We start from the raw sequence: 18616 nt of genomic DNA, 5'->3' as shown, positions 1-18616 counted from the left end.
TTGAATTTTCCGGGAAAAATCTATTTTATGCTTTATTTCTTCTTTAAAATCTTCCCATCCATCTAAATGCTGTTGATAGTTATGAGTTAATTTATATTTTTGCTATGATATTCTTCACCCAAGATATGAGCAACAAGCCGATTTTTATCTCCAACTCGATCACTAAACATAAAAATAAGCTTTGTAGAATATTAGCTAAACTATTACCCTCATCAGTTTCTTCAACTAACCCTAAAATGGTTCGAAAACTGTGATAACTTCTCTGTCTCAACTGTAAATTCATCTTCATTACCACAATGACTACAGCGACCATTTCCGTGGTTTTAGCAATATTATCTCGAATAAACGCATCATGGAAACACGATGCACAGCATAAGCTCATTTTGCTTCCTCGTGAAATTAGGCATTCAAAAGTTACATAACGTTTCAATATGATGTTCAACTGAGATTTTTTACTTGTCCTAAACCCGGAAAATGGCCTTTCTCATAGAGATACAGTAATTCATCCAGTCCGAGAGTTTCATCAAATACGTCGGGGTTTGATCTAATATAATCGAAAGTCTTCGAAAGAGCCTCTTTGAATTTACCCCAGGATTTGCTGGACTATTGCTTTCTTCCGAAGAAAAATGGCGTATAAGCAGCTGTTTGTATTCATCTTCGATATATGAAAGATGTATGGTAACTACGTAAGCAGGCCCACCGGCCTCAGAATAATCAGAACCAACAATAGTATAATCACTGAACCCAATTACGTTAGGTCTAATATAAAAGTTGGAATGAATATCTGAAAAGGCAGATTTATCTTTATAATCGGCATTCCTACTTTTCTTTGGAATGGATCATCAAGAAGAACTACATTGTTTCTTAACTTGCTTAATATTCCATCAATAGTGGTTTTAGGAACTATTGAATATGAAGCTCCTGACAGTAGTGCGATGTTAGTGCTATCTACTAACTCTGAAATAAAACTGCAGGTTGTATTTTTAATGAATCAAAGATATTTTGATAATTATCTTTGTCATCGTAAATTTTACGCAAGGTATAAATCTTAATTCTTTACTATGTGTTAACAATAAATCATTCAAGTTAATATGTTCTTTAGTATAATCACCTATATTAGGGTTTATGATGACTATAGGTTCTATATTGTATTCGTTTATTATTTTTATTGTTTTCAATAAAGGCAGTAAATTTTTCCTTACAGGTTCAATTATCGGTTTATAAATATTATTAGGCAGCCTTGGCGCTAACTCTCTTAAAGCTATCAGTTCGAACTGTTTGCCTCTCAAAAAGGAAAGTACATTTCATCTCCTAATAAATATATTCAGCCAATTTTTCCTAAGCATTTCTTTATTGCTTTTAGACATTTTAAAACTAATTGCAGAGTTTATCAGTGAATTTGGCAGTGCTTTCAAAAATCAAAGTCAGCATTTCTGTATTTTTTAAGGCTTCACGATAGAGCTTTTTAAGTCGCATGAAGGACTATTTTCAAAAATTGCAAGGCACTCAGAAAAAGTATCCATGTTAGATGAGACTAAAACATGCCCTGATATTTTTTCAGCAATATATACATATTCATTTTTTCTCAAGGAACTTATCATCAAACTCCGATCTATACCAAGGTTATTTGACGCTTTCTTTATTTCTTTCAACGCTCCTTTTTGGCTTAACTCAAAGACACCAACATTTTCAGGAGTTATTTTCAGGACATTTTTAATATGATTCTGTGAACAGACTACATAAACACGATCAAATATCTTATCAAAAGTTTTAATTTGATCAGGTAATCTTTTCAAGGTATCACGTTCAGTTTTTATTTCGTAGCAAACTGAATGACCATTAACAATGACTAAGTCAGCTTTGTTATTTCCCACCCTCAATTCACTAACCACAGTGGCATTGCTATCGATATGATTTTTAAGGAATATTTTTTTAGCGATTAGGTTTTTATAATAATATTCACCCTTATATTCTCTTATGGATTTTTCAAAAGTCATTTCAAAACATCTGAAACTTTTACCGGCAAAATTTCGGTACAACATACTCATGCACAAGTTGATGAAGAAAAGAAAAATCTCCACTGACTATTTTATTAATAGCCTGGCTTGTAAACAGCTGAGCCGCGCTTCTATCATCAAGCAAAATTTCCACTCCAAAAATTTATGTAAATCAATAAGTTATTAAAATCAGCTTTTGTGTTTTCATACCTGCATCCATCTTCTCAACAAAACCGTAAAATGAAGTTTTTAAACTTTGACTGTATTTATAACCAGTAAAAGTTCTTAAGTAAAGCACCATTAAAGCATAATTACTGTTGTTTTCTTAATCAACTTACTTAGGATTATTATTATAAAATATCATATTTTCAACAACTGTGGGCCGTATCAAAATTTACATTTATAGTATCTGAAAGAAAATCATTAGTAATGCCAATATTGAATGATCTCAAAATGGTGCCACTACCAATCGTTTAATCTTATTGCGCAAGGCTATAACTACAGTACGCATAAACAGTGCTAGTCTGATGCTAAAGTCTCACATATGAATTTATTTATGTAACTTGTCAATTTTGGCCCATGCTGCTTACCTCCTTTTCGAAGAGTTTGACATGGGGTTCATATTCACCGACAGCAGCCGATCTGCCATGTAAGCAGAGTACGTAGTGTCTAGAATTGGATAATCTCCGGCAATTAGCTTGATTTTCTTGAATCACAGTTTGTTTCTGAGCGCGATCATAGCCCCGCCACGCCTGCCCGCTTGATCTATTGCTTTTCATGCAGGTGCATGGACTGCAATGAAGCCCGCTAGCACTGGCCTCCAAGGGCAGTTTATGCCGACGTTTAATCATGCGAATTCATGCAGTTTGATGCGGCATTCGTGCAGTAAAACGCGGCCAAAAAAATCCCCGCCGGTTTAGCCTGGCGGGGAGGTATGGTCAAAGTTTTACGCATGTCTCACCAGCGATGACGATCCGGTAACTTAAACCCGTCGTCGTAGCGATTTAAGTTGCGTGGCAAGGGTACGGTGTTCACCGGCGCGCCACCATCTTTTTTGTCTTCCGGGCGGCGAATGATGCTTGCCAGACTCTCGATCATCTTGAACGTGCAGGAGCAGTCAATATTATGGCATTGGTAATAGGCTTCCTTGGTCTTCTCGGAAATGTAAAAGCTGCTGCGAGTGTGGCGGTTTTGCCGCATAAAGGGGAACGCATAGCCATAGGTGATCCCCCTTATTGATTTGCCTTGAGCAGTGCATCCAGTTCGGCTTTTTTTAAGGCATTCTGGTGATGCTGCGCTGGCCGGTAGGCCATTCTTCCGTCATCGAATTCTTGCGCATCAGGATAAAAAGCCGTTTCCTAAAGCAATTGGCTCTATCCCACTGCGGGGAATATTGGTTGAACGCCGCAATCGGGATGCCAGTTCTCCAGGCAAATACCACGCCACGGTATCATGCAGTGTCTAATAGTTCATGGTTTGTTATACGTTTCAACCCGCTAAAGGGAAGTCTCGCTTATGAGCGCTTCGCCATTTTCCTCATTAGCTTCTGACGTTCAATCAAGTTTCCTTCTTTATCAAAGTACCGGCTCGGCCAAATCTCTGATGGATGAATGCCTAATGCTTCCGCAACCAGAAATTCGCCTTTCGGCCATGAGCGGGTAAGCACGTTTGCAAGGGTTGAAGAGCTTAATCCAGCCTTGCGGGATACAGCGGCCAGGGTCGTTTTGTTTTTGTGTAGCATGGCAATAATGTCAGCCGTATGCATATCCATTTTCTTTGTCATAGTTCCTCATGGCTGGGAGCGGTCAGAAATCTTTCCTCACAACTTATACTAAGTAATACTTAGTACAATTTCAACCAGCAGGCATGAAAATCACGGCAGAGCTATCCACTGCACCGGGATTATCATGCTGCCATTTCGTTTAAAGGAAGCCAGACTAAGAGCGAAGTTGTCACAGCAACGGCTTGGCGTTCTTGCCGGTATCGATGAAGCCACGGCCAGCGCGCGGATGAATCAGTATGAGCGAGGTGTTCATACCCCGGATTTTGACCTTGCATGCCGGCTGGCGGCGGTGCTCGATATACCCGCGTCGTATTTCTATACGGTAGAAGACGATCTCGCCGAAATGATCCTTAACTACCATACCGATAAGAAAAGGCGTCTAATCGCTCTTAATTACGCAGCGCAGTAGCAGTGGACCATAATATATTTAGGGAAAAATAAGAGTCAGTGAGTGGCAACAAAAATGCCCTGAAAACAGGTCATTGGGACATTTGGTAAAACGGTGGGAAATCATTTAAAAAATTTATCGTATTATTGAATGAATACGTTAGGGCTCTTTGCAACACGGCTTAATTATCGAGAGATTTATCTATAGGTGAATACCCTCGGTAACTACGGAAAGTTAGATGAATCTCAGAGCAATATAATTCTTATTAGCTTGTTTGATCGAAGGCTATGTAACCTTGGCGTTTATGTCTTCTCTCGTGAGGGAAGGCTAAACAGATTTTTCCCGTCCTTACTAAAGGCACAAGCTGTTTTTCCCGCAAATTTTGTGGTGTTCTCGCCATCAGTTTTGAAATAACACTCAGGGGCATGTAATGACCAGAGCAAAGTGCAAGTATCATTTCATCCATCACTTGATTTGAGAGCCTTTTTTTCTCCCTTGCTAATGCGGACAGATCTTCCAGCCGTTTTCTTAATGCAGGAGAAAGTCCATCAAGATCATCTACATATGGGTAAGGTAGTTTTGCAGTTATGAAACGGCCCAAGGCGTCTCGTTCTTGCCCGCTATCCGTGATCAATTCATCGTTATCCGTGATCAAATCATCGCTATCCGTGATGATAAGGCCTTCAACGGAGGTTGAGATTTCTATTGATAACGGATTTACGCCAAAGACTTCTTCTGGGGAGACGAGTTGTTGTCCTGGTAATGTGTATGATTTATTTCTTTTTTCACCATGAGGAATAAGGAAGCCGCTAATAACAAGTCGAGGGAGAGCAAGTGTTACTTCACGAGAATGCAAACTCGTGAGCTGACATGCCCGTTCATGATTGATCCATTTTTCAACTGCGGCGGTAATAACGATATTGCGGTCAAGCTCATTGAGATGATCAACCTTATCACCAAATTTGGCATGTAGAAGATTAGCGATCTCTTCCGATACAAGATTACCGATTGATAATTCTAAAAGCGTTTGTTCAGGCTCTGCTTTTTCATATAGTCGCGGTATTCGCCAGTTGGCCCATTTCCAACCGCTGAATATTTTGGGGATCCCCGAGCCAGAGCGCTCACCAGCGCCAATAATTAAAAACATTTGATGCATAAGGCGATTACGGCAATCACTTTCATAACCCTTGATCGCTTGTTCTGGTGGAATTCGCATCAATCCGGGGTTGCGGAATCCGAACAGATCAGGCCTTTTCACGACCATGATCGAAACACGCCCTGTATAATCTGCGTGAACTAAAGTATTAACGAGCGCCTCGCGTAAAGCTGTGTGTATTTGGGTATCGTCTTGCCGGATGCCTTCCTTGAGCTCAAACGGAATTTTTAGATCCGCAATAAGTTTTCGGTACGTACGCCTGTAGAAATCAAATACATTACCTGACCATGTTCCATCTGGACATAATCTATCGACCCATCTTCTTTCCGTTCGTGCCGCGGGGCGTTCTTGGTAGTCGACGAAGTAATTTGGAGCGGCGTCTTGTATAGCCTCCCATGTTCCGAACATAAGAATTCCCGCGAGCGTCATACCTTCAACGTTTGTTTGACGATCTTTTCTATAACCTCCGATACTGCGCAGGAAGGCAAAATTATCCAGCTCTAAGGCGGGGTGAACGGGATTCGATGCTGAAAGGAGATTTCGATATGCTAACAAGCTTTCCAAGCTTATATCGTTCATATCGAAATTCTCAAAACGCGGTTATCCCGGCTTTCTTCTACCTGTTCGGACATCATTCGGCGTACTTGCTCTTCCGTACAACGATGATCCCCATCATGCATTCGTAACCACGTTTCTGAAATGGGCTGATTGTTTAGATAGACCGGCTTTTGCTCACGTCGGGCAATCGGTATCTCAACGATAAGTACCTCTTTGCCTTCCAGGCTGACAATCTGGGCTGACTGCTCAGTAAGAAGGTTAACATTAACCTTTTCCTACTGCCTACCAGGTCGAAAAGCTGTTTTCTGACGATATTAATATCTGGAATACCCGCTACGGAGAACTCGCCTTTTTTTTCACGAATACCCAAAACAACATATCCACCACGACAGTTTGCCATGGCGCTAGATGTTGGCCAGAAGTCATCTGGCAACTTGCCTTGCCCTTCCTTACCTTGAGCCAATTTGAATTCTAGCTCTGAGGATTCAGAAAGTGCATGCAGGTCTGTTAAATCAGATATCCGGAACATAGTACCTCCCTGTAAATTTTGCAGATAAAAGGCCACAAAATTTTGAACTGCTCCTAGAAAATTTGCGTCCTATTAATTCTTAGCGCGTCGTTATTCAATATTCTGTATCTGCTCCCGCATCTGCTCAATCAGCACCTTCAGCTCAATGGCCGAGGTCGTTACGCTGGCATTGATGGACTTCGACCCCAGCGTGTTCGATTCCCGGTTGAACTCCTGCATCATGAAATCCAGGCGGCGGCCGACGGCTTCTTTCTTATTGAGGATGTTGTAGGTTTCTTTTACGTGGGCCTCCAAGCGATCCAGCTCCTCGGCGACATCGATGCGCTGGGCCAGCAGCACCAGTTCCTGCTCAAGGCGGTTGTTCTCCAGCTGGACCTTGGCGTCTTCCATTTTGGCCAGCAGGCGTTCCCGCTGCCACACCAGGATATCCGGCATTTGCTGGCGCACCTTGGCGACTTCGGCGCTGACGTTCGCCAGGCGCTGCTCGATCATCAGCTTCATTGCCGCGCCTTCGGTTTCCCGTACCAGGATAAAATCATCCAGGGTCTGGTCCAGGGCCGCCAGCAGTTCCGCGCTGATGGCGTCCAGATCCTGCTCTTCCGCCGCCATCACGCCGGGCCAGCGCAAGATTTCCACCGGGTCGATTTCACCCTCGTCGCTTTGCATCTTGACCCATTGAGCGGCTTCCACCAGCTGTTTCGCCAATGCCTCGTTTAAGATCAACGCGCTTTGCATATGGGGATTGGCCTCAAAGCGCAAATTGCATTCAATCTTGCCGCGGGTCAGGCGATTGCGGGTGCGTTCACGAATGGCCGGCTCCAGCCCGCGAAATTGCTCCGGCAACCGGATATAGGTTTCCAGATAGCGTTGATTGACAGAGCGTAGCTCCCAGGTGGCATTGCCCCAGTTACCCTTGATCTCACGTCGGGCGAAAGCGGTCATACTGCGGATCATAAACATACCCGTCCATTAAAAAAGATGGGGGGATTATAGCGTCGCATGGACGAGCATGATAGGCATAAGGCGACGAAGACCGTATAATGCGCAGCCAATACATGATTAACCCGTCCGGAGAGACACAATGCGTCCAGCAAGCAGAGAAGTACAGCAAGTGCGCCCCGTCACCATTACCCGCCATTTCACCAAACATGCCGAGGGTTCGGTGCTGATAGAATTCGGTGATACCCGGGTGCTTTGCACTGCCACGGTGGAAGAAGGCGTACCGCGTTTTCTCAAGGGGCAGGGACAAGGCTGGATTACCGCGGAGTACGGCATGTTGCCCCGGGCAACCCATACCCGCAATGCACGGGAAGCCTCTCGCGGCAAGCAGGGGGGCCGGACTATGGAAATCCAGCGTCTGATTGCCCGTTCCCTGCGGGCGGCGGTGGATTTGACCAAGCTCGGCGAATATACCATTACCCTTGATTGCGATGTGCTGCAGGCCGATGGCGGCACCCGCACCGCGTCCATCACCGGCGCCTGCGTGGCGCTGGTGGATGCCCTTAACGGCATGGTGAAGGAAGGCCAGCTCAAGGTGAGCCCCTTCAAGGGTTTTGTGGCGGCTATATCGGTAGGTATAGTGGCGGGCCACGGGGTATGCGATTTGGAATATGTGGAAGACTCCACCGCGGAAACCGATATGAACGTGGTGATGCTGGAAGACGGCCGGATGATAGAAGTCCAGGGCACCGCCGAAGGCGAGCCGTTCAGCCAGCAGGAACTGCTCGGCTTGCTTGAACTGGCGCGCGGGGGCATCGAAACCCTGATTCAGGCGCAGAAAGCGGCGCTGTCGGTTTAATGTTGCCGGGCGGCGCCGATGCGCCGCCTGCGGGTTGGAAGGAGTGTATATGAAAGACTACCAGCGTGAATTTATAGAGTTCGCATTAAATAAACAGGTGCTTAAATTTGGCGAATTTACGCTGAAGTCAGGGCGCAAGAGCCCTTACTTTTTCAATGCCGGTTTGTTCAATACCGGCCGCGATCTGGCGCTGCTGGGCCGATTCTACGCCGCCGCGCTGATGGATTCCGGTATTGATTTCGATGTGGTGTTCGGGCCGGCCTATAAGGGCATCCCCATCGCCACCACCACGGTAGTAGCCCTGGCGGAGCACTATGAGCGGGATGTGCCCTACTGTTTCAATCGCAAGGAAGCCAAGGAACATGGGGAGGGGGGCAGCCTGGTGGGCAGTCCTTTGCAGGGGAAAGTCATGCTGGTGGATGATGTTATCACCGCCGGCACCGCCATTCGCGAGTCCATGGAAATCATCACCGCCCATCAGGCCACCCTTGCCGGGGTGTTGATTTCTCTCGACCGCCGGGAAAAAGGCCGGGGGGATATTTCAGCGATCCAGGAAGTGGAGCGGGATTATCACTGCCGGGTGCTGGCTATCATTACCTTGGACGATCTTATCGATTATCTGGAAGAAAAAAACGAGATGGCCGATCACCTGGCGGCGGTGCATGCTTACCAGCGGCAATACGGTGTCTGAAGCATTGCCGCCCCGGGCGGCGGCATTTACTTCAACTGAGCCAGCAGCAGCGGCCAGCGCGCTTCAAAGTCACGGGTCGGCAAATATTTGAATTCGGTGCGGACAAAACGCGCCAGCAGTCCTTCGCAATAGGCCAGCAGCTGGCTGGCCAGCAGGGTTTCATCGCTTTCGAATCCTTGGCCTTCGCGCAGCTTGCGCTCCCGCAACACTTGGCGCAGCTGTGCTTCTATGCGTTCATAAAGCTGATTGATGCGGCCCTGCAGACGGTCCTGTTCGAACATCAGGGCATGGCCGGTCATGATGCGCGTCAGGCCGGGGTTGCGTTCGGCAAAGCCCAGGATCAGCAGTAAAATCAGACGAAGACGATTAAAGGTTTCCTTTTCATCCTGCAGAATGAGATTGATGCGGCTGCTCAAGCTGTCTTCGATAAATTCTATCAGGCTGTCGAACATGCGGGTTTTGCTGGGGAAGTGGCGGTAAAGCGCGGCTTCCGATACCCCCACCGCCGCGGCCAGTTTAGCGGTGGTGATCCGTTGACTGCCGTCGCTGGATTCAAGCATTTGCGCCAATGCCTGAAGAATTTCCTCGCGTCGATTACGCTTCTTGTTTTTTTGTTCTGTCATACCTAACGGGTCCCTGGGTAATAAAATCAAATCGAATCAACATCAGGCATCGGCCGTAACATCACCCTGTGTTACGGCGTTAAAAAAATGAATTATCAATGCCGGGGAAGGTTTGCCCGTTAACGTCTACGTTAACGCTTCCATTAAGGACTAGTGGCGTCCGGAATGACCGAAGCCGCCTTCGCCGCGTTCGCTGGCGGTAAAATCGTCCACCACGTTAAAATCCACCTGCACTACGGGTACGAAGACCATCTGCGCGAGGCGTTCGCCCGGTTCAATAGTAAAGACCTGCTGACCGCGGTTCCACACCGAGACCATCAGCGGCCCCTGGTAGTCCGAATCGATGAGTCCCACCAGGTTGCCCAGTACAATGCCGTGCTTATGTCCCAGCCCGGATCGGGGCAATATCAGCGCCGCCAGCGCCGGATCGGCAATATGAACGGCCAGGCCGGTGGGAACCAGGGTGGTTTCTCCCGGCGCCAGGACAACGGCGCTATCGAGACAGGCGCGCAAATCCAGGCCGGCGGAGCCTTCAGTGGCGTAGGCCGGCAGGGGAAATTGCTCGCCGATGCGGCGATCAAGGATCTTAACGTCGATTTTTTTCTTCATAACGGCTGATAATCTCGTCGATTAATTGTTGACCAAGCAAGGTCTTATCGCTTAGCGGCAGAAGGCGATCCCCATCCTGCCAAAATAAATGCAAGGCGTTGGTCTCGCTGTTAAATCCCTGGTCTTGCCGGGACACGTCATTGGCGCAAATCAAATCGAGATTTTTCTTTATGCGCTTTTGCCGGGCGTATTCTTCCATATTCTGTGTTTCGGCGGCAAATCCGACCACATACGGGCGATTTTTGGTCATGGCCCCCACCTCGGCCACAATATCAGGGTTTTTTATCATTTTTATGGTGATTTCGTCACCCTGGGTTTTTATTTTTTCGCTGGCGGTTTGAATGGCGCGATAATCCGCCACCGCGGCGCAGCCGATAAAAATCTGCTGCAGTTCGATATCATTCATTACCGCGTCATGCATCTCCAGCGCGCTGGTGACGTTGACGCGCCAGACGTTGGCCGGGGTGGGCAAATCTACCGGGCCGGCCACCAGCGTGACATGGGCACCCCGGTCCGCCGCCGCCTTGGCGATGGCGAATCCCATCCGGCCGGAGCTTTGATTGCTGATATAACGCACCGGATCAAGGGACTCACGGGTGGGGCCGGCGGTGACCATGATGTTGAGATGTTCCAGGCTGCGGTCGACGGTAAAATGACGGCGCGCCCTCTCCACCAGCTCTAGGGGATTGAGCATCCGGCCCGGGCCGATGTCGCCGCAGGCCTGGCTGCCGTCATCCGGACCCCATAATAGTACGCCGCGCGCGGCCAGGGTTTGCAGGTTGGCCTGGGTGGCGCTCGCCCGGTACATCTGCTGGTTCATGGCCGGGGCCACGGCAATGCGCGCGGCGGTGGCGAGGCATATCGTGGTCACCAGGTCATTGGCCATGCCCGCCGCCATACGGGCCAGCACATCGGCGCTGGCAGGGGCCAGCAGGACCAGATCGGCCCATTTGCCCAGTTCGATATGCCCCATTGCGGCTTCGGCGGCGGGATCCAGCAAATCGTCGGCTACCGGATGTCCGGAAACCGCCTGGAGCGTCAGCGGGGTGATAAACGCTTTTGCCGCGGGGGTCATGACAACCCGTACCTCAGCGCCCCTGTCACGTAAACGGCGCACCAGTTCAGGGCTCTTGTAGGCGGCGATGCCGCCGCTTATGCCAAGTACAATATGTTTGCCGGCAAGTTCCGTCATCTCGAATGTCCACTTGAAAGCTTGAGTAGGTAACATTTTATCATAACCCTACGGTTAACCATCATTTGTCTCTTTGAGGCAATCCATCGCAAATTGCAATGCCTGCCGTAATTTCGTCATCTGACCGTCGAGCAAATTTGCGCCGGATGGCATGATAGGCGGCGAATGGGGGATGATAAGGATATGGCGAAGCGAAACAAAAAGGAGTGGCCCTATGGACTGGCGCCCAGGGAAAAATTAACCTTGTTAGGCCCGTCGGCATTGTCGGATACGGAGCTGTTGGCCCTGTTTTTGCGAACCGGTCTGCCGGGTTCGCATGTCATTCATCTTGCCGAGCAGTTAATGGCCCGGTTCGGCTCTTTGGATAAATTGATGTCGGCCGATTGTAAAACCCTGTGCGCCACAAAAGGCCTGGGACCGTCAAAATATACCCAGCTGCAGGCCATCAGGGAGATGGCGCAGCGGTATTACGGTTCGCACCTGATGCGCGAAGACGCCATGACCAGCCCGAATATTGCGCAGAATTACCTGCAGATCATGTTGGCGCACCGGGAGCGGGAAGTGTTCGTGGTATTGTTTTTAAATAATCAGCACCATCTTATAAAACACATGGAATTATTTCACGGCTCGGTGAACAGCGTCGAGGTGCATCCCCGCGAAATCCTTCGCGAGGCGCTTAAAGTCAATGCGGCGGCGATTATTTTGGCGCACAATCACCCTTCGGGTAAGGCCGAACCCAGCCGCGCCGATCGCGAAGTCACCGAACAGGTGGTGAAAGCAGGTCTTTTTCTGGATATCAGGGTGCTGGATCACCTGGTCATCGGGGCAGAAGGGTGCGTCTCTTTTGCCGAAAGAGGGTGGTTGTGAGCTTTATTCTTGCGATCCACCAGGATCTTTGCTTGCGCGGGACTTGAGCACTTGCGCTTCAAAGCGTATACTACGCCACCTTTGAGAATCTTGGGTGTAGCGTTGAGAGCCTATCTCAGCAGGTTCAAACCTGTTGTAAGTCTCTCCTCAGTGAATGTGCTGAGATGGGCTCTAAAGCCTGACGAGGCGGCTGACACCTTTTTTTGAGCTCGAGCTGATTGATTTTTGGAGAATAGACATGTCCCGAGTCTGCCAAGTTACTGGCAAGCGCCCGGTGAGCGGCAACAACCGCTCCCACGCAATGAATGCGACCAAACGCCGTTTTCTGCCTAACCTGCACTCTCACCGTTTTTGGGTTGAGAGCGAAAAACGCTTTGTTACGCTGCGTGTATCTGCTAAAGGTATGCGTGTAATCGACAAGAAGGGCATCGAAACGGTTCTGACCGATTTGCGTGCCCGCGGTGAAAAGTATTAAGGAAATGAATCATGGCTAAAGGTGTTCGCGAGAAGATCAAGCTGGTTTCTTCTGCTGGTACTGGTCACTACTATACCACTACGAAGAACAAGCGCACCAAACCGGAAAAATTGGAATTGAAAAAATTCGATCCGGTGGTACGCCAGCATGTGATTTACAAAGAAGCTAAAATCAAGTAATTTTAGTGAGTTGCATAAAAACCCGCCACGGCGGGTTTTTTTATTTGCTGGCGTTAACTGCTACACGGAGGCGAACATGCCTGAGTTGCCCGAGGTTGAAACCAGCCGCCGGGGCATTGAGCCCTGGGTAGCCGGCCATAGGATAGTCCGAGCGGAGGTGCGTAATGCGCGTCTGCGCTGGCCGGTTTCCAGCGAGATCATCGCTCTGCGCGACGCCCTGGTGGTGAGCGTCCGGCGGCGGGCGAAATATCTGCTGTTGGAGCTGGATCCGGGCTGGATCATCATCCATATGGGTATGTCGGGCAGCCTGCGCGTCCTGCAGCAGCCGCTGCCGCCGGAAAAGCACGATCATGTGGATCTCATCATGAGCAACGGCTGTATCATCCGCTATACCGACCCCAGGCGCTTCGGCGCGTGGTTATGGAGCGATGACCTTAAAACCAGCCGGGTGCTTTCCCAACTGGGTCCGGAACCCCTGAGCGACGAGTTCGACGGTCAATGGCTGTTCAACAAATCGCGCAATAAGCGTACGCAGGTTAAACCCTGGCTGATGGATAACAAACTGGTGGTGGGGGTGGGGAATATTTATGCCAGCGAGTCGCTGTTTGTATCGGGCATCCTGCCGGTGCGGCAGGCCGGTTCGTTAACTCTGGCCGAGGCGGAACTGCTGACGCGTACCATCAAGGCGGTATTGCTGCGGTCCATCGAACAGGGCGGCACCACCCTGCGTGATTTTCTGCAATCGGACGGTAAGCCCGGCTATTTTGCACAGGAACTGCAAGTCTATGGCCGTGAAGGCGAGAGCTGCCGGGTATGCGGTACGCCTATCCAGACCGTCAGGCTCGGGCAGCGGAGCAGTTTTTTTTGCCCTCATTGCCAGCATTAAATCAGGGATGAAGCCGTAGTTTCACTTCTTTCGCGATGGCGGGGGGTAAGAAATGATCCACATCCCCGCCGTGCAGCGCCACTTCCTTGACCAGAGATGAAGAAATATACGACCATTCCTGGTCCGGCATCAGGAAAACGCTTTCCAGCTCCGGCATTAAATGCTGGTTCATTTTCGCCAGCTGCATTTCATATTCGAAATCCGAAATCGCCCGCAGCCCCCGCACCAGGATATTGGCGTGCTGCTGCCGGGCGAAATTGGCCATCAAATCGCTAAAACCCACCACCTCAACGTTGGTTAAATGCCGGGTAACGTCTTTTGCCAGCGCTACTCTTTCTTCCAGGGTAAACAGCGGTTTTTTACTGGGACTGAAGGCGATGGCCAATATGACTTCGTCGAACATTTTCGCGGCACGGGTCACCAAATCCAAATGCCCGTTGGTGAAGGGATCGAAGGTTCCGGGATAAATGGCCTTGGTTGTCATAATACGTCTCTCTCGGCACGGCGCAGCGCCCATAAAGCGGTATATTTGTTGAAAGTATACTGTGCGTTCACCACCGCCAGCAACCAACCCTGTTTTCCGTCCAGAAAGCCGGCCCGCAGCAGCCAGGTCTTGATAAAAGCCCCAAGGGTATGACCGATAATGGAAAGAAAACCGCAGGTTTTATGCTGACGGTGACGTTCCACTGCCCAGGCTTCAGCGTACTGCAGCTGCTTGCGCTGGAACGCTATCAGGTCGCGGCAGGTCAAATGCTGCAGATGCCCGTGCAGGGTAACGACCTTGGCCTGACGGCTATCGAGGGATTCATGTACCGGACTGTCGTTATAACGGTAGGCTTCCCGGGCATACAGCCGCACCACCTTGTCCGGATACCAGCCGCTGTGCCGCATATAGCGTCCCAGGAACAGGTTCGAGCGGGCGCAGCTGTAAACCGTATCCGGAGACGGGTGGCGCAAGACCTCTTCAATGGACCGGCGCAGCTCGGGAGTGACCCGCTCATCGGCGTCGAGCATCAGGATATAATCCCCTAAGGCGTGTTCCTGCGCCCGCTGGCGCTGTTTGCCGAATCCCGGCCAATCCGGTGCCGAAAAGACTTGCGCGCCGTACCGCTCGGCGATTTGACGGGTGAGATCGGTACTCGCGCTGTCCAGCACCACGATTTCATCCGCCCACCGCACCGATTCGAGGCACTCGGGCAGCAGCTCGGCTTCGTTGCGGGTGATGAGGACCACGGAAAGACGTTTTACCGTCGGCATCTACTGGCTCCGCTGTGGCAAATAAGGCTCCAGCAATTGTAGCAGCCGCTGCAGCGCGCCCTGGTTCTGGTGCAAAACCTCCACCGCGTGACGACCGTAATATAACCGGTAATCCTCATCGGTGAGCAGAGTTGAAATCTCTTTCACCAACGAAGGGACATCGGTCACGGTAATCAGACCGCCCGCTTCGGCCAGTTTGCTGCATATATCCCGGAAATTGAAGATATGGGGGCCCATGAGAACAGGGACAGCGTGGGCCGCGGCCTCCAGGGGATTATGACCGCCCCGTTCCACCAGGCTACCGCCGACAAAGGCGATATCGGCAATGCCGTATAGCAGCATCAGTTCGCCCATGGTATCGCCGATCACCACCTGCGTACCCGGCGAGGGCACTTCACCGGAGCTGCGGGTGGTAAGGCTGAAACCGGCCCTTTGCGTCATCTCTTTCGCCACGGGGAACCGCTCGGGATGCCGTGGCACCAAGATCAGCAGTAGATTGGGAAAGTTTGCCAATAATTGACGATGAGCCTGCAACAGCAGGCTCTCTTCTCCTTCATGAGTGCTGGTGGCTATCCACACCGGGCGATGGGGCGCCCATTGACGGCGCAGCGTCAATGCTCTGGCCGCCAGTTCGGGAGTGACCGAAATATCGAATTTCAAGCTGCCGGTTAGCGCCAATTGGTTACGCTTTAACCCTAAGGACAAAAAGCGCTCGCCGTCTTCCTCGTTTTGTGCGGCGATAAGCGTGATTTTACCCATAATGTCCGCGGTAAAACTGCCGAATTTTTTATAGCCGGCGGCGGAACGGGCGGATAAGCGCGCATTTGCCACCACCAAGGGGATTTTACGCTGATAAAGGGCTTTGATCAGGTTAGGCCATAACTCGGTTTCCATGACGATCACCAGTTTGGGATTGACCTGGTTGAGAAACCGGTTCATCGCCCCCGGCAGGTCATACGGCAGGTAAACGTGATCGACATCTTTGCCGAACGCGGACTGAACGCGTTCGGAGCCGGTGGGGGTCATGGTGGTGACGGTAATGGGTAAAAAAGGATAACGGTGGCGCAAGGCTCGCACCAGGGGAATTGCCGCTAATGTTTCACCCACCGAAACCGAATGCAGCATGATGCCGCCCGGTTTGACTTTGCCCTGACAAAACCCGTAGCGCTCCCCCCAACGCCGGCGATAGGCCGGCGCTTTTCGACTACGCCATAATAACCGGATCCATATAAAGGGCTGAAGAAAATAGATGATTACGTTATAGATCATTATAGTTAGCTATTGTAAGGCACGGCGACCGATGTGCTGAGTTAATTTTTAACCAAATAATTAGAATCGCATGGTAAGCGCATTCATGCTAACAGATAAGTGGCTATCCCTCATTGATATCCGGTGCTTTTAATCCTCAAGCAGTTGCCGGTAGAGCTCCGTCAGCTCACTGGACAACCGGGCAGGGGTGCACTCTTTAACCCGTTCGCGGGCGGCGAGACCCATGTCGGGACGCCGGTGCCGTAACGGTATGGCCGCCGCCAATTCTGTAAGCGTTTTCAGATCCAGGGCATCACAAACATACCCTTGGATGCCCGGTTCGATAAATTCGGCGCCGCCGCAAGTCTGGCTGGTAATCACCGGCAAGCCGCAGGCCATGGCCTCCAGTATCACGTTGGGGAACGGATCATACAGTGTCGGCAGGATCAAACCGTCCGCCGCGTGATAAAAAGGTAACACGTCCTTTTGTATGCCGACGAAACGGATGCGTTGCCGGCATCCCAGGCTGTTGGCATAAGCGAGATATTTGGGCTGGTGTTTGTCCTGACCTACCACAACCAGATAACGATCGGTGGCGGCGATGGCGGCGATGGCCTGCCGCAATCCCTTGCGCTCAAAGCCGGACCCCACATAAATCAGCGCGCAGGCTTCATCAGGCAGGGAAAGCCTCTCACGGGCCAGTTGGCGCTGCTCAGAACTTGAAGGATAAAAGCTTGATGAATCAATGGCGTTGTAGATCAGGGCGAATTTATCCGCCGGCACCTGATAACAGCGGATAATGTCGTTCATCACCATCGCGGAATTACAGATGATTTTTTTCAATGAAGAAGAATGAAACATCGCTTCTTCCGCTGCGAGCACATAACGATGATATCCGCTCATTGAGGTCAGCCATCGTTGCCATGGCGTATCGATGCGCGCCCGCTGCTCCAGCCATACCCGGTGAACGCCGTCGCCTGCGCGGAACACGTCGCAACCGGCGATACGTTCGTGGCTTTGTACCAAATCGAAATGTTCACGCTGCCAGCAGCGTTTCGCCGCTTCGGCAAAACCGCGTTCCCGCGAGACTCGTCCCCATTTGGCCGGATTGCAAATATGAACATGCCAGTTCGGGCGCGGCTCTCCCGACCATTGCCGGGTCAGGATATTCAATTCCAGCTCGTCGCTGTCCAGGGCTTCCAACGCCCGGGAAATAAAACGTTCGGCGCCGCCGTCGGGGCGATATTTTTGCCGGACGATAGCCAGCCGGATTTTTTTCATGACAAATATCCCCGTGCGGCCTGGAGGACGGCATCCACCGGGATGGCGCTTAAATAACGCTGTTGGGTTTTGGTGTCGATGTCATCCGGCGGCGGGAGTTCAGTAAAATCGCCGGCCCAGATAACGGTGCTGTTCTCACTCCAGGGCCGCCAGAACGTCAACTTGGTGGGACCGAACAGAGCGACGCAGGGCGTATTCAACGCCGCCGCCATGTGCATCGGCGCCGAATCGACCCCGATAAATAGCCTGGCGCCGTCGATAACCGACGCCAGCTGCGTTAAGGTTAGTTCTCCCGCCAGGGAGACGACCCGGGGATTATGGCAAAGGGACAGAATATGCCCGATCATGTCGAGCTCGTTTTTATCCGGCGCGGCGGTCAGTACGATGGGTAAATCCTGTTCCTGCAGCGCGTCTATCAGTTCCGCCACCTTTTCATCGTCCCAGCATTTATAGCTCCAGCGGGAAGTGGGCTGAATCACCAGGTAATCTCCGGTAATGCCCTTTGACGCCAGCAAGGTGTTGCGATGGGCCTCATCGGCGGGGGAATAATGCATCGAGGTGCGCCGGTCGGTCAAGGCGATGTCCAATGGCGCCAGAATAGTGAGATTTTGTTCAACGGTGTGAAGCCGGCCGTGATTAACGGTGGAAACCAGCCGGTTATGGGCCAGGCGCCATAAAAAAGATTGTCGCTTGGGATAATCGAAGCCGATACGCACCGCCGCGCCGCTGAGGTAGGTGATTATCGCGCTGCGCCACTGGTCGGCCAAGTTTACCACGATATCATAATGCCGCGATCGCAGGATTTTTATCAGCCCGGTCTCTTGCTGAATCTGATGCCTGACCCCCTGTTTTTTCCATGATCGATCAATGACATGGATATGGGTTAGCGCAGGATGATAACGGAGGATGGCCTCGGTTTCCTTGTATAACAATATGTCGATCTCAGCGGCGGGATACTGCCGATGCAGAGTGTTGATAACCGGTGTGGTCAGCAGCATATCGCCGTGATGGCGTAGCTTGATCAGGAGAATCCTTTTGACGGGAGTCGGTGATACGTCATGAGATATAGGCATGTTGTCTGACCAAAGAAAATCCAGCG

At 50.5% G+C, this 18616-nt stretch carries 21 protein-coding genes and 1 pseudogene; 7 read left to right on the top strand and 15 right to left on the bottom strand.

What is annotated here, in order from left to right:
* Window positions 1-461: 461 nt before the first annotated feature.
* From GTU79_RS31755 to GTU79_RS28915, 5 genes are all read right to left on the bottom strand, one after another.
* On the bottom strand, window positions 462-782 hold the full coding sequence (locus tag GTU79_RS31755) for a sce7725 family protein (protein WP_420854214.1): 321 nt from the start codon (window positions 780-782) through the stop codon (window positions 462-464).
* 201 nt (window positions 783-983) lie between these two features.
* Complete coding sequence (locus GTU79_RS31750; protein WP_214513591.1) at window positions 984-1289, bottom strand: sce7725 family protein; 306 nt, start codon at window positions 1287-1289, stop codon at window positions 984-986.
* A 153-nt stretch (window positions 1290-1442) separates the two neighbouring features.
* The gene (locus tag GTU79_RS28925) at window positions 1443-1997 is read right to left on the bottom strand and encodes a sce7726 family protein (RefSeq protein WP_214513590.1); all 555 of its coding nucleotides are present in this window, start codon (window positions 1995-1997) and stop codon (window positions 1443-1445) included.
* Between the two features lie 957 nt (window positions 1998-2954).
* A complete protein-coding gene (locus GTU79_RS28920; protein WP_203524134.1) occupies window positions 2955-3197 on the bottom strand; it encodes an ogr/Delta-like zinc finger family protein in 243 nt (80 codons plus the stop codon).
* Between the two features lie 313 nt (window positions 3198-3510).
* A complete protein-coding gene (locus GTU79_RS28915) occupies window positions 3511-3780 on the bottom strand; it encodes a helix-turn-helix domain-containing protein (protein WP_132924240.1) in 270 nt (89 codons plus the stop codon).
* Window positions 3781-3904: 124 nt separating this feature from the next.
* Between GTU79_RS28915 and GTU79_RS28910 the strand changes: the two genes are divergently transcribed.
* Window positions 3905-4189: a helix-turn-helix transcriptional regulator gene (locus GTU79_RS28910; protein WP_214513589.1), complete on the top strand. Its 285-nt coding sequence runs from the start codon at window positions 3905-3907 to the stop codon at window positions 4187-4189.
* 244 nt (window positions 4190-4433) lie between these two features.
* Here the strand turns inward: GTU79_RS28910 and GTU79_RS28905 are convergent.
* Window positions 4434-6411, bottom strand: a pseudogene (locus tag GTU79_RS28905) (RNA-binding domain-containing protein).
* Between the two features lie 90 nt (window positions 6412-6501).
* On the bottom strand, window positions 6502-7365 hold the full coding sequence (locus GTU79_RS28900; RefSeq protein ID WP_132924243.1) for a YicC/YloC family endoribonuclease: 864 nt from the start codon (window positions 7363-7365) through the stop codon (window positions 6502-6504).
* Window positions 7366-7492: 127 nt separating this feature from the next.
* Here GTU79_RS28900 and rph point away from each other — a divergent pair, with 127 nt between their 5' ends.
* Window positions 7493-8209 carry a ribonuclease PH gene (gene rph, locus GTU79_RS28895; protein ID WP_203524131.1) on the top strand — a complete coding sequence of 239 codons (717 nt, stop codon included), beginning with the start codon at window positions 7493-7495 and terminating at the stop codon, window positions 8207-8209.
* A 49-nt stretch (window positions 8210-8258) separates the two neighbouring features.
* Window positions 8259-8900, top strand: a complete 642-nt coding sequence (gene pyrE / locus GTU79_RS28890; protein ID WP_132924247.1) for an orotate phosphoribosyltransferase — start codon at window positions 8259-8261, stop codon at window positions 8898-8900.
* 26 nt (window positions 8901-8926) lie between these two features.
* Here the strand turns inward: pyrE and slmA are convergent, their stop codons facing one another.
* The 3 genes from slmA to coaBC all read right to left on the bottom strand — a co-directional run bounded on the left by slmA (window position 8927) and on the right by coaBC (window position 11324).
* Window positions 8927-9523 (bottom strand): nucleoid occlusion factor SlmA, encoded by a 597-nt coding sequence (slmA, locus tag GTU79_RS28885; protein WP_132924249.1) that lies wholly within the window; start codon window positions 9521-9523, stop codon window positions 8927-8929.
* A 150-nt stretch (window positions 9524-9673) separates the two neighbouring features.
* Entirely contained in the window at window positions 9674-10132 is a 459-nt protein-coding gene (dut, locus tag GTU79_RS28880) for a dUTP diphosphatase (protein ID WP_203524130.1), read from the bottom strand.
* Complete coding sequence (gene coaBC, locus GTU79_RS28875; RefSeq protein WP_203524129.1) at window positions 10110-11324, bottom strand: bifunctional phosphopantothenoylcysteine decarboxylase/phosphopantothenate--cysteine ligase CoaBC; 1215 nt, start codon at window positions 11322-11324, stop codon at window positions 10110-10112. Before coaBC ends, dut begins: the two co-directional genes overlap by 23 nt.
* A gap of 183 nt (window positions 11325-11507) precedes the next feature.
* Here coaBC and radC point away from each other — a divergent pair, with 183 nt between their 5' ends.
* The 4 genes from radC (at window position 11508) to mutM (ending at window position 13731) form a co-directional block, all read left to right on the top strand.
* Window positions 11508-12191 (top strand): RadC family protein, encoded by a 684-nt coding sequence (radC, locus tag GTU79_RS28870; protein WP_203524128.1) that lies wholly within the window; start codon window positions 11508-11510, stop codon window positions 12189-12191.
* Window positions 12192-12429: 238 nt separating this feature from the next.
* Window positions 12430-12666, top strand: a complete 237-nt coding sequence (gene rpmB, locus GTU79_RS28865) for a 50S ribosomal protein L28 (protein ID WP_132924257.1) — start codon at window positions 12430-12432, stop codon at window positions 12664-12666.
* Window positions 12667-12677: 11 nt separating this feature from the next.
* Window positions 12678-12845, top strand: coding sequence for a 50S ribosomal protein L33 (rpmG, locus tag GTU79_RS28860; RefSeq protein ID WP_026738454.1), 168 nt, complete (start codon window positions 12678-12680; stop codon window positions 12843-12845).
* 76 nt (window positions 12846-12921) lie between these two features.
* On the top strand, window positions 12922-13731 hold the full coding sequence (gene mutM, locus GTU79_RS28855) for a bifunctional DNA-formamidopyrimidine glycosylase/DNA-(apurinic or apyrimidinic site) lyase (protein ID WP_203524127.1): 810 nt from the start codon (window positions 12922-12924) through the stop codon (window positions 13729-13731).
* Between the two features lies 1 nt (window position 13732).
* Here the strand turns inward: mutM and coaD are convergent, their stop codons facing one another.
* The 5 genes from coaD to rfaQ form a co-directional block, all read right to left on the bottom strand.
* The gene (coaD, locus tag GTU79_RS28850) at window positions 13733-14215 is read right to left on the bottom strand and encodes a pantetheine-phosphate adenylyltransferase (protein ID WP_132924260.1); all 483 of its coding nucleotides are present in this window, start codon (window positions 14213-14215) and stop codon (window positions 13733-13735) included.
* Window positions 14212-14988, bottom strand: a complete 777-nt coding sequence (locus tag GTU79_RS28845; protein ID WP_203524126.1) for a glycosyltransferase family 2 protein — start codon at window positions 14986-14988, stop codon at window positions 14212-14214. The genes coaD and GTU79_RS28845 overlap by 4 nt, the downstream gene beginning before the upstream one ends.
* The gene (waaA, locus tag GTU79_RS28840; protein WP_203524125.1) at window positions 14989-16257 is read right to left on the bottom strand and encodes a lipid IV(A) 3-deoxy-D-manno-octulosonic acid transferase; all 1269 of its coding nucleotides are present in this window, start codon (window positions 16255-16257) and stop codon (window positions 14989-14991) included.
* A gap of 129 nt (window positions 16258-16386) precedes the next feature.
* The gene (locus GTU79_RS28835; protein WP_203524124.1) at window positions 16387-17517 is read right to left on the bottom strand and encodes a glycosyltransferase family 4 protein; all 1131 of its coding nucleotides are present in this window, start codon (window positions 17515-17517) and stop codon (window positions 16387-16389) included.
* The gene (gene rfaQ, locus GTU79_RS28830; protein ID WP_132924268.1) at window positions 17514-18590 is read right to left on the bottom strand and encodes a putative lipopolysaccharide heptosyltransferase III; all 1077 of its coding nucleotides are present in this window, start codon (window positions 18588-18590) and stop codon (window positions 17514-17516) included. Before rfaQ ends, GTU79_RS28835 begins: the two co-directional genes overlap by 4 nt.
* Window positions 18591-18616 lie beyond the last annotated feature (26 nt).

This window comes from Sodalis ligni, assembly GCF_016865525.2.
Lineage (GTDB): Bacteria > Pseudomonadota > Gammaproteobacteria > Enterobacterales > Enterobacteriaceae > Acerihabitans > Acerihabitans ligni.
This window is presented reverse-complemented; position numbering and strand designations above follow the sequence as displayed.

Excerpts from the sequence above, each read along its gene's own strand:
- GTU79_RS28925 (WP_214513590.1), bottom strand. The coding sequence starts at position 1,997 with ATGACTTTTGAAAAATCCATAAGAGAATATAAGGGTGAATATTATTAT.
- GTU79_RS28920 (WP_203524134.1), bottom strand. The coding sequence starts at position 3,197 with ATGCGGCAAAACCGCCACACTCGCAGCAGCTTTTACATTTCCGAGAAG.
- GTU79_RS28915 (WP_132924240.1), bottom strand. The coding sequence starts at position 3,780 with ATGACAAAGAAAATGGATATGCATACGGCTGACATTATTGCCATGCTA.
- GTU79_RS28910 (WP_214513589.1), top strand. The coding sequence starts at position 3,905 with ATGCTGCCATTTCGTTTAAAGGAAGCCAGACTAAGAGCGAAGTTGTCA.
- GTU79_RS28900 (WP_132924243.1), bottom strand. The coding sequence starts at position 7,365 with ATGATCCGCAGTATGACCGCTTTCGCCCGACGTGAGATCAAGGGTAAC.
- rph (WP_203524131.1), top strand. The coding sequence starts at position 7,493 with ATGCGTCCAGCAAGCAGAGAAGTACAGCAAGTGCGCCCCGTCACCATT.
- pyrE (WP_132924247.1), top strand. The coding sequence starts at position 8,259 with ATGAAAGACTACCAGCGTGAATTTATAGAGTTCGCATTAAATAAACAG.
- slmA (WP_132924249.1), bottom strand. The coding sequence starts at position 9,523 with ATGACAGAACAAAAAAACAAGAAGCGTAATCGACGCGAGGAAATTCTT.
- dut (WP_203524130.1), bottom strand. The coding sequence starts at position 10,132 with ATGAAGAAAAAAATCGACGTTAAGATCCTTGATCGCCGCATCGGCGAG.
- coaBC (WP_203524129.1), bottom strand. The coding sequence starts at position 11,324 with ATGACGGAACTTGCCGGCAAACATATTGTACTTGGCATAAGCGGCGGC.
- radC (WP_203524128.1), top strand. The coding sequence starts at position 11,508 with ATGGCGAAGCGAAACAAAAAGGAGTGGCCCTATGGACTGGCGCCCAGG.
- rpmB (WP_132924257.1), top strand. The coding sequence starts at position 12,430 with ATGTCCCGAGTCTGCCAAGTTACTGGCAAGCGCCCGGTGAGCGGCAAC.
- rpmG (WP_026738454.1), top strand. The coding sequence starts at position 12,678 with ATGGCTAAAGGTGTTCGCGAGAAGATCAAGCTGGTTTCTTCTGCTGGT.
- mutM (WP_203524127.1), top strand. The coding sequence starts at position 12,922 with ATGCCTGAGTTGCCCGAGGTTGAAACCAGCCGCCGGGGCATTGAGCCC.
- coaD (WP_132924260.1), bottom strand. The coding sequence starts at position 14,215 with ATGACAACCAAGGCCATTTATCCCGGAACCTTCGATCCCTTCACCAAC.
- GTU79_RS28845 (WP_203524126.1), bottom strand. The coding sequence starts at position 14,988 with ATGCCGACGGTAAAACGTCTTTCCGTGGTCCTCATCACCCGCAACGAA.
- waaA (WP_203524125.1), bottom strand. The coding sequence starts at position 16,257 with ATGATCTATAACGTAATCATCTATTTTCTTCAGCCCTTTATATGGATC.
- GTU79_RS28835 (WP_203524124.1), bottom strand. The coding sequence starts at position 17,517 with ATGAAAAAAATCCGGCTGGCTATCGTCCGGCAAAAATATCGCCCCGAC.
- rfaQ (WP_132924268.1), bottom strand. The coding sequence starts at position 18,590 with ATGCCTATATCTCATGACGTATCACCGACTCCCGTCAAAAGGATTCTC.